General features: G+C 58.6%; 9 protein-coding genes. 8 read left to right on the top strand and 1 reads right to left on the bottom strand.

From position 1 onward, the window contains the following. Positions 1–541: NAD(P)/FAD-dependent oxidoreductase (locus AC1QQ2_RS11985; protein WP_479713310.1), on the bottom strand; the 541-nt coding region annotated here is incomplete at its 3' end. A gap of 155 nt (positions 542–696) precedes the next feature. Here AC1QQ2_RS11985 and ftsW point away from each other — a divergent pair. The 8 genes from ftsW to ftsA all read left to right on the top strand — a co-directional run bounded on the left by ftsW (position 697) and on the right by ftsA (position 8,800). Next, positions 697–1,863 (top strand): putative lipid II flippase FtsW, encoded by a 1,167-nt coding sequence (gene ftsW / locus AC1QQ2_RS11980; RefSeq protein WP_479713309.1) that lies wholly within the window; start codon positions 697–699, stop codon positions 1,861–1,863. Further along, the gene (locus AC1QQ2_RS11975; protein ID WP_479713308.1) at positions 1,863–2,951 is read left to right on the top strand and encodes a UDP-N-acetylglucosamine--N-acetylmuramyl-(pentapeptide) pyrophosphoryl-undecaprenol N-acetylglucosamine transferase; all 1,089 of its coding nucleotides are present in this window, start codon (positions 1,863–1,865) and stop codon (positions 2,949–2,951) included. The genes ftsW and AC1QQ2_RS11975 overlap by 1 nt, the downstream gene beginning before the upstream one ends. Before the next feature lie 17 nt (positions 2,952–2,968). After that, positions 2,969–4,369 (top strand): UDP-N-acetylmuramate--L-alanine ligase, encoded by a 1,401-nt coding sequence (gene murC, locus AC1QQ2_RS11970; protein ID WP_479713307.1) that lies wholly within the window; start codon positions 2,969–2,971, stop codon positions 4,367–4,369. Next, a complete protein-coding gene (locus AC1QQ2_RS11965) occupies positions 4,366–4,632 on the top strand; it encodes a DUF2484 family protein (RefSeq protein WP_479713306.1) in 267 nt (88 codons plus the stop codon). The genes murC and AC1QQ2_RS11965 overlap by 4 nt, the downstream gene beginning before the upstream one ends. Before the next feature lie 9 nt (positions 4,633–4,641). Beyond that, complete coding sequence (gene murB / locus AC1QQ2_RS11960) at positions 4,642–5,586, top strand: UDP-N-acetylmuramate dehydrogenase (protein WP_479713305.1); 945 nt, start codon at positions 4,642–4,644, stop codon at positions 5,584–5,586. A gap of 84 nt (positions 5,587–5,670) precedes the next feature. Next, a complete protein-coding gene (locus AC1QQ2_RS11955) occupies positions 5,671–6,585 on the top strand; it encodes a D-alanine--D-alanine ligase (protein ID WP_479713304.1) in 915 nt (304 codons plus the stop codon). After that, positions 6,573–7,466 (top strand): cell division protein FtsQ/DivIB, encoded by an 894-nt coding sequence (locus tag AC1QQ2_RS11950; RefSeq protein WP_479713303.1) that lies wholly within the window; start codon positions 6,573–6,575, stop codon positions 7,464–7,466. Before AC1QQ2_RS11955 ends, AC1QQ2_RS11950 begins: the two co-directional genes overlap by 13 nt. Beyond that, on the top strand, positions 7,466–8,800 hold the full coding sequence (gene ftsA / locus AC1QQ2_RS11945; RefSeq protein WP_105235452.1) for a cell division protein FtsA: 1,335 nt from the start codon (positions 7,466–7,468) through the stop codon (positions 8,798–8,800). The genes AC1QQ2_RS11950 and ftsA overlap by 1 nt, the downstream gene beginning before the upstream one ends. Positions 8,801–8,846: the final 46 nt, after the last annotated feature.

The raw sequence follows: 8,846 nt of genomic DNA, 5'->3' as shown, positions 1-8,846 counted from the left end.
GGCCAAACTGCTCTGCAATTTGATAAGCGAGGCCCGTCGCGCCCATTTTGGGGATCGATTTACCGCCCGTAGCTACAACGAGATGATCGGCCTCTACCGTGATGTCTTTGCCATGGCGACGCAGTGATACGATAAAGCGGTCGGTGCGGCGCACCTCGACGATTTCGGTTTCAAGCCAGAGTTTCGCGCCTGCCTTTTCTGCCTCAGTGACCAGCATATTCACGATGTCCTTGGCGGAGTTGTCGCAGAACAATTGGCCGAGCGTCTTTTCATGCCAGCCGATGCCATAAGCGCTGACCAACCCGATAAAGTCCCACGGCGTATAGCGGGCGAGGGCGGATTTGCAGAAGTGGGGGTTCTGGCTGAGGAAGTTCCTAGCCGACACCTCCATATTCGTGAAATTGCAGCGTCCACCGCCAGAAATGCGGATCTTTTCCCCTGCACGTTTCGCGTGGTCGACAACCAATACATCACGACCCGCATGGGCAGCGCAGAACAAGCCGGCGGCACCGGCGCCAAGGATGAGTGTACGAACCTTCATGTGCCCTCCCTGACGGCTTTTGACTGATCGTGCAAGTGGTCAGAAGGAATCCGCCGATTCAGCTTATTTTGCTGGCCTTTTTAGAGGGCTCTGATTAGTATCAACGTCAGATCCGGCAAACGGACGATGTAGAGGCAGATAGCGGTAAGAGTTCCATGACAGAGATGGTCTATGGATCGATTCCGGTGCAAACCGGCGATCCCATCCTCCCACGGTGGTGGCGTACGATTGATAAATGGACGCTGTCCTGCGTTCTGGCCTTGTTTGCCATTGGGCTGTTGCTAGGGCTTGCAGCCTCTCCGCCGCTTGCTGAACGCAACGATAAAGAACCATTTTATTACGTGATCAAGCAGGCCCAATTCGGCGGCCTTGCGATGATCGTGATGTTCGTGACCTCAATGATGACGCCGAAAGTGGTGCGCCGTCTGGCGACTTTGGGTTTTATCGCGGCGTTCGTTGCTGTGCTGGCTCTGCCGTTTATCGGGACCGACTTTGGCAAGGGCGCTGTGCGCTGGTTGTCGCTGGGCGGCCTGTCGGTGCAGCCGTCCGAGTTCCTGAAACCTGGGTTTATTGTGGTTGCGGCTTGGCTGATGTCCGCGAGCCAAGATATCGGTGGCCCTCCGGGTAAACTCTATTCCTTTATTCTCACCGCAGCGATCGTTTTGATCCTCGCGCTGCAGCCTGACTTTGGTCAGGCGTCGTTGGTGCTCTTTGGCTGGTGCGTGATTTATTTCGTGGCAGGTGCGCCGATGCTGCTGTTGGTGGGCGTGGCTGGGATGACGACCCTTGCGGGGTCCTTTGCCTATATGAATTCTGAACACTTTGCGCGACGTATCGACGGGTTCCTAAACCCCGAGGTCGATCCGCGCACGCAGCTGGGTTACGCGACCAACGCGATCCGTGAGGGTGGCCTGTTCGGCGTCGGTGTCGGCGAAGGTCAGGTCAAGATGAGCCTGCCTGACGCGCATACCGACTTTATCATCGCGGTTGCCGCCGAAGAATACGGTCTGGTGCTGGTTCTGCTGGTGGTAGCACTTTATGCGGCTGTGGTGATCCGTTCGCTGCACCGTCTTTCCAAAGAACGCGATCCGTTCATTCGTTTGGCGGGCACAGGTCTGGCCTGCATGTTCTCGGTTCAGGCGATGATCAACATGGGTGTTGCGGTGCGTCTGCTCCCAGCCAAGGGGATGACGCTTCCGTTCGTATCTTATGGCGGGTCGTCGGTGATTGCATCGGGCATTGTGATGGGGATGCTTTTGGCCTTCACGCGGTCGCGACCGCAGGGCCAAATTGGTGATATCTTTAGCCGTCGGGGGCGATAATGGCTAAACCTTTACTCGTAATCGCTGCGGGGGGGACTGGGGGGCATATGTTCCCAGCCCAAGCCCTCGCCGAAGCGATGCTGGCCAAGGGCTGGCGAGTTCAATTAACGACCGATGCGCGGGGCGCGCGTTATGCGGGCGGTTTCCCTGATGCGGTCGAGGTGATCGAACTGGGTAGCGCGACCTTTGCGCGTGGCGGTGCCGCGGCCAAGGCGCTGGTGCCATTCAAAATCGCGGGCGGTGTTCTGTCGGCTCTGTTGCGTATGTTGCGGGATAGACCTGCGATGGTCGTTGGTTTTGGCGGCTATCCGTCGATCCCTGCGATGGCGGCTGCGATGGTCTTGCGCCGTCCACGCATGATCCACGAACAAAACGGTGTGCTTGGGCGTGTGAACACGGTCTTTGCAAAGCGCGTGACCAAGATCGCGTGTGGCACATGGCCTACCACCTTGCCTGAAGGCGTGCATGGCGAACACACGGGCAACCCCGTGCGCGGTGCGGTACTTGCGCGGGCAGGGGCGGGATACATCGAACCGGGTGACTACCCGATGTCTATTCTTGTGATCGGTGGCAGTCAGGGCGCACGTATCCTGTCTGATGCGGTTCCTGCGGCGATTGCAGCGCTCCCCGATGCCATCCGCCGTTTCGTACGTGTGTCTCATCAGGCCCGTCCCGAAGATATGGAGCGCGTTCAGTCGGCTTATGCCCAATCTGGGATCAAAGCCGACGTGCAGCCGTTCTTTACCGATATTCCCGAACGCATGGCCGAAGCACAGCTGGTTATCAGCCGTTCTGGTGCGTCCTCTGTTGCGGATATTTCCGTTATTGGCCGCCCTGCGATCCTGATCCCCTTTGCGGCGGCGACAGCTGACCACCAGACCGCCAACGCGCGGGGGCTGTCTGATGCGGGTGCGGCGATCTTGATGCCTGAATCTCAGGTCTCAGCAGAGAGCCTCTCGGCTCAGATCGAACTCATTCTGTCGAATGCGCAAGGTGCCGCGCAAATGGCGGCGGCGGCCTTGTCATGCGGCTTGCCGGATGCGACAGAGCGCTTGGTGACGCTGGTCGAAGAACTGGCGGTTAAATAATAAGAAAGACGAACGATATGAACTCTGCAACTAAACTGCCCATTGATGTCGGTGCCATCCATTTTGTCGGGATTGGCGGCATCGGTATGTCTGGCATCGCCGAAGTTTTGGTGAACTTTGGCTACACGGTGCAGGGATCGGACGCAAAAACGTCCAAGATCACAGATCGTCTGGCTGGCATGGGCGCGACCATTTTCGAAGGTCAGGCTGCAGAAAACCTCAAAGACGCGCAGGTCGTTGTTATTTCCTCGGCGATCAAACCGGGTAACCCCGAACTGGACGAAGCCCGCCGTCGTGGCCTGCCGATTGTGCGCCGCGCGGAAATGCTGGCCGAGTTGATGCGTCTGAAATCGAACGTCGCTGTTGCGGGTACTCACGGTAAAACGACGACCACCACGATGGTGTCGGCGCTGTTGGATCACGGTAACTTTGACCCGACCGTTGTGAATGGCGGTATCATCCACGCTTATGGGTCGAACGCACGTGTGGGCGAAGGTGAATGGATGGTGGTCGAGGCGGATGAATCCGACGGCACCTTTAACCGCCTGCCTGCGACCATCGCGATTGTGACCAACATTGACCCAGAGCATATGGAGCACTGGGGCAGCATCGAAAACCTGCGCAAAGGGTTTTACGATTTCGTCTCGAACATCCCGTTTTATGGCGTGGCTGTGTGCTGCACCGATCACCCCGAGGTTCAGTCGCTCGTCGGTAAAATCACTGACCGCCGCGTGATCACCTATGGCTTCAACACGCAGGCTGATGTCCGCGCGATCAACCTACATTACAAAGCGGGTGTCGCGCATTTTGACGTGGCCCTTCAGGTCGAGGGCGACGTGATCGAAGGCTGCACCTTGCCGATGCCGGGGGATCACAACGTATCGAACGCGCTGTCTGCGGTCGCTGTTGCACGTCACCTCGGTATGAAAAAGGACGAAATCCGCGAGGCACTGGCCAAGTTTGGCGGCGTGAACCGTCGCTTTACCAAGGTGGGTGAAGTTCTCGGCGGTGTGACCATCATTGACGATTACGGCCACCACCCTGTCGAAATTGCCGCCGTGCTCAAGGCCGCGCGTCAGGCTTGTGATGGCCGCGTGATTGCCGTGCACCAGCCACACCGTTACAGCCGCTTGTCGTCGCTGTTCGAAGATTTCTGTTCCTGCTTTAACGAGGCCGATGTCGTCGCCATCGCTGAGGTTTACGCCGCAGGCGAACAGCCGATCGAAGGCGCGAGCCGTGATGACCTCGTCGCTGGTTTGATCCGTCACGGTCACCGTCATGCGCGCGCCCTGATCTCTGAAGAAGATCTGGAACGTCTGGTTCGCGAACAGGCACGTCCCGGTGATATGGTTGTCTGCCTCGGGGCAGGGACGATCAGCACTTGGGCGAATAACCTTCCCGAGCGGATGAAGGCGTGACGCTCAGCGCTTCGGTCATAGCGATCTGCATTTGGCTCTTTGCGGCCAATCTCGCGGCGCTGTTGCCGAGCAAAGATAACCACTGGTCGCGGGCCTATTTCCTGATCGCGACTGGTGCCCCCATTTTGGTTTGGGTCTTTTTCGAAAACGGGGCGCTGATTGGTTTGGTCGCGCTGGTCGCCTCTGGATCGGTGCTTCGCTGGCCAATGTATTATGCTTGGCGCTGGGTCCTGCGGCTTGGCAGTCGTTTGTTGAATAGGTAAACCGCGCGTATGACGCTTGATTTTGATCTCCCACCTGTGCGCGGCACACTCACCGAAAACCGTTCGTTGGCAGAGCTGACGTGGATGCGCGTGGGCGGTCCTGCGGATGTGCTGTTCCAGCCTGCCGATGCTGATGATCTAGCCGAGTTTCTGGCGGCTCTTGACCCAATGGTGCCTGTCTTTGCGATGGGTGTCGGGTCGAACGTGATCGTGCGCGACGGCGGTATTCGGGGCGTTGTGATCCGTTTGGGTCGTGGATTCAACGGGATTGAGGTTGACGGGACAGAGGTCCGCGCGGGCGCTGCGGCACTTGATGCGCATGTCGCGCGTCGGGCGGCGGAAAGCGGGGTTAACCTGACCTTCTTGCGCACCATTCCGGGGTCCATTGGTGGCGCAGTTCGGATGAATGCGGGCTGTTACGGCGAATACGTGAGCGATTATTTGCGCAGCGTGGATGTGATCCATCGGGACGGTCGCCGCGAAACGCTCCGTGCTGAGGCGCTCAATCTGCGCTACCGTCAGTCTGATTTGGCCGAGGGTGCCGTGATCGTCGGCGCGGTGTTTGACGGCGTCGCGGGTGATCCCGAAGCGCTGGCCGCAAAGATGGACGCACAGCTACAGAAACGCGACGAAACCCAACCTACAAAGGACAGAACCGCTGGGTCGACCTTTCGAAATCCTGTCGGTTATTCATCAACAGGGCAGGCGGATGACAGCCACGATTTGAAAGCGTGGAAGGTGATTGACGACGCGGGAATGCGTGGTGCAACCCGTGGTGGCGCGATCATGAATGTTAAACATTCCAATTTCTTGACAAACGCGGGTGGGGCGACGGCTGCCGATCTCGAAGGATTGGGCGAGGACGTGCGGAAAAAGGTTTACGATTCCAGTGGAATAACGCTAGAATGGGAAATCATGAGGGTCGGAGAGCCGGCCTCTGATTTCCAAGACTAAATTACAGGCAGTTCGACACCCGAAAACGGGGCGGACATTTTGAAAACAGACGTGTCGCAAAGACACGCAGGTGAGGCAGAGGGAATGTCGGGCAGGACAAACCCAAAAGTGGCTGTGTTGATGGGTGGACCGTCGGCTGAACGTGAGGTGTCCCTCTCGTCCGGCAAAGAGTGTGTCGCCGCTCTACAGGCTGCTGGGTTCCAGACGATCGCGATTGATGCGGGCGCCGATTTGGCGGTACGCCTCGATGCGGAACGTCCTGACGTTGTGTTCAATGCTCTGCATGGCCGTTGGGGTGAGGACGGTTGCGTCCAAGGTCTGCTCGAATGGCTGCGTATCCCTTACACCCATTCTGGCGTGTTGGCGTCGGCCCTTGCGATGGACAAAGAGAAGGCCAAGGCGGCTTATCGTGCGGCTGGTTTGCCTGTTGTGGAAAGCATTCTTGCGACCAAGGCTGAGGTGGCATCGCGCCACGTGATGCCCGCGCCTTATGTCGTGAAACCCTATAACGAAGGCTCCTCTGTCGGGGTTTATATCGTCCAAGAGGGTGCGAACACGCCGCCTGACCTGTCCGACGATATGCCTGACGTTCTGATGGTCGAAGCCTTTGTTCCCGGTCGTGAATTGACCACGGCAGTGATGGGGGATCGGGCGCTCGGCGTGACCGACATCATCACTGACGGCTGGTATGATTACACCGCGAAATATACGACGGGCGGATCGCGCCATGTGATCCCCGCCGATATCCCTGCAGAGATTTACGAGGCCTGCCTCGATTACGCTGTTCGGGCGCATCAGGCGCTTGGCTGTCGTGGGTTGTCGCGCACGGATTTCCGTTGGGATGAGGCACGTGGTTTGGACGGTCTGATCCTTCTTGAGACGAATACCCAACCGGGGATGACGCCTACGTCGCTTGCGCCTGAACAGGCTGCGCATGCGGGCGTGGATTTCCCGTCGCTCTGCAAATGGCTGGTGGAGGACGCAACATGCGACCGCTAATCGGCCAACGGGAACCCCACGGCATGCGCCACGATCCGTCACCCTCCAAGTGGCAGTATCGCTATGAACGTTGGATGCTGACGCCGATCTATCGGCGTCTGATCCGCACGGGCCTGCCTGTGCTGATGGTTTCAGCTCTGGTCGGGATTTACGTGATGGATGGGGATCGTCGTCAGGCGATCTCTGACGGCTACAACGACATGGTGCGCAGTTTTCAGCAGCGGCCCGAGTTCATGCTCTCTGCGATGGCGGTTGATGGCGTGGATACTGAGACCGCGACTGCGATCCGAAGCGTGTTGAACTACAATTTCCCTGTTTCGTCCTTTGACCTCGACCTCGAAGAGGGGCGTCGTCGCGTTGAAGAGGTGGCCGTGGTGGAGCGTGCGACCCTGCGGATTAAACCAGGTGGAATTCTTCAAGTGCTGGTTACGCCTCGCGTGCCTGTCGCGATGTGGCGTCAAGGTGAGGCGCTGCACCTCGTCGATGCGAGCGGGCGCGTGATTGCGGATGTGCAATCGCGTGGGGATCGCGCTGATTTGCCGTTGATCGCTGGCGATGGGGCCAAGGACGCCCTGACCGAGGCGATGTCGATATTTGCAGCCGCTGGCCCTGTGGCCCCGCGGGTGCGTGGTTTGGTGCGGATGGGCGAACGCCGCTGGGATGTGGTTTTGGATCGGGATCAGCGCATTTTGCTGCCCGAAACCGATGCAGTTACATCCTTTGAGCGGGTCGTTGTGATGAGCCAGACCCAAGATCTACTCGAACGTGATGTCGCTGTGGTCGACATGCGGAACAAAGACCGACCGACCTTGCGGTTGGGAGAAAGCGGCGCTGCTGAAATGCGCCGAATAAATGCAGACGTATCAGGGGCCGGTAACTAATGAAGCAGCTTTATGAAACCCAACGTGCGATGCGCAACATGCGTAAGGCCGCTCTCCAACGGGGATTGATCGCTATTCTTGACGTCGGCACGTCCAAGGTGGCTTGCCTCGTCCTTCGGTTCGATGGTCCAGAACGTAGCCGTGGCGAAGACGGTGTGGGTTCTCTCGCTGGTCAGTCGTCGTTCCGTGTGATCGGCGCCGCAACCACTCGTTCGCGCGGCGTGCGCTTTGGCGAAGTCGATGCGATGCAGGAAACCGAACGCGCCATTCGCACGGCTGTTCAGGCCGCGCAAAAGATGGCTGGCGTCCGTGTGGACCACGTGATCGCTTGTCTGTCCGGTGCGCGTCCGCGGTCCTATGGCCTTGCGGGCGACGTGAATGTGAACGGCGAGGTCGTTTCGGGCGAAGATATCGGTCGCGTTCTAGCCGCTTGCGATATGCCTGATCTGGGCGAGGGGCGCGAGGTGCTTCACGCGCAGCCGATCAACTTTAACCTCGATCACCGCACTGGCATGTCTGATCCGCGTGGTCATGCGGGCAACGTGCTGTCCACCGATATGCACCTCCTGTCGGTCGATGCCGCAGCGATGCAGAACTTGTTCCAGTGCATCCGCCGTTGTGACCTCGAACTCGCTGGTATTGCGTCGTCAGCCTATGTGTCGGGGATTTCGTCGCTGGTCGAGGACGAACAAGAACTGGGTGCCGCCTGTATTGATATGGGCGGCGGATCAACGGGCGTGTCGATCTTTATGAAGAAACACATGATCTATGCTGACAGCGTCCGTATGGGCGGGGATCACGTGACCCAAGATATCTCTATGGGCCTGCAGGTTCCTCACGCGATCGCTGAACGGATTAAGACATTCTATGGCGGCGTTGTGGCGACTGGCATGGACGACCGCGAGCAGATCGAAATCGGTGGCGATACGGGCGATTGGGAACGTGATCGTCGCACCGTCAGTCGTGCCGAACTGATCGGCATTATGCGTCCGCGTGTTGAGGAAATCCTCGAAGAAGCCCGCGCACGGCTTGATGCGGCTGGGTTCGAATATCTGCCGAGCCAGCAGATCGTTCTGACAGGTGGCGCGAGCCAAATTCCTGGTCTGGATGGGCTGGCGAGCCGTATCCTCGGTCAACAAGTGCGCCTTGGTCGTCCGCTGCGTGTTCAGGGGCTTCCGCAGGCCGCGACAGGCCCCGCATTTGCGGCGGCAGTTGGCCTGACGTTGTTCGCGGCTCACCCGCAAGATGAATGGTGGGATTTCGAGGTTCCGACCGAGAGCTACCCGTCCCGTTCGCTCAAACGCGCGGTGAAATGGTTCAAGGACAACTGGTAATACGCAAGATTTCGCCGATTCATCCAAATCAAGCGATTTTGCCCGC

Origin of the sequence: Aestuarium sp. (assembly GCF_023253315.1) — a bacterium.
Taxonomy (GTDB): Bacteria; Pseudomonadota; Alphaproteobacteria; order Rhodobacterales; family Rhodobacteraceae; genus Marivivens; species Marivivens donghaensis.
The sequence above is the reverse complement of the archived record's forward strand: the minus strand, read 5'-3'. Positions and strand labels throughout refer to the sequence as shown.

Bases quoted from the DNA above. Each gene is read 5' to 3' on its own strand.
- AC1QQ2_RS11950 (WP_479713303.1), top strand. From the start codon at position 6,573: ATGCGACCGCTAATCGGCCAACGGGAACCCCACGGCATGCGCCACGAT.
- ftsA (WP_105235452.1), top strand. From the start codon at position 7,466: ATGAAGCAGCTTTATGAAACCCAACGTGCGATGCGCAACATGCGTAAG.
- murC (WP_479713307.1), top strand. From the start codon at position 2,969: ATGAACTCTGCAACTAAACTGCCCATTGATGTCGGTGCCATCCATTTT.
- murB (WP_479713305.1), top strand. From the start codon at position 4,642: ATGACGCTTGATTTTGATCTCCCACCTGTGCGCGGCACACTCACCGAA.
- AC1QQ2_RS11955 (WP_479713304.1), top strand. From the start codon at position 5,671: ATGTCGGGCAGGACAAACCCAAAAGTGGCTGTGTTGATGGGTGGACCG.
- AC1QQ2_RS11975 (WP_479713308.1), top strand. From the start codon at position 1,863: ATGGCTAAACCTTTACTCGTAATCGCTGCGGGGGGGACTGGGGGGCAT.
- ftsW (WP_479713309.1), top strand. From the start codon at position 697: ATGACAGAGATGGTCTATGGATCGATTCCGGTGCAAACCGGCGATCCC.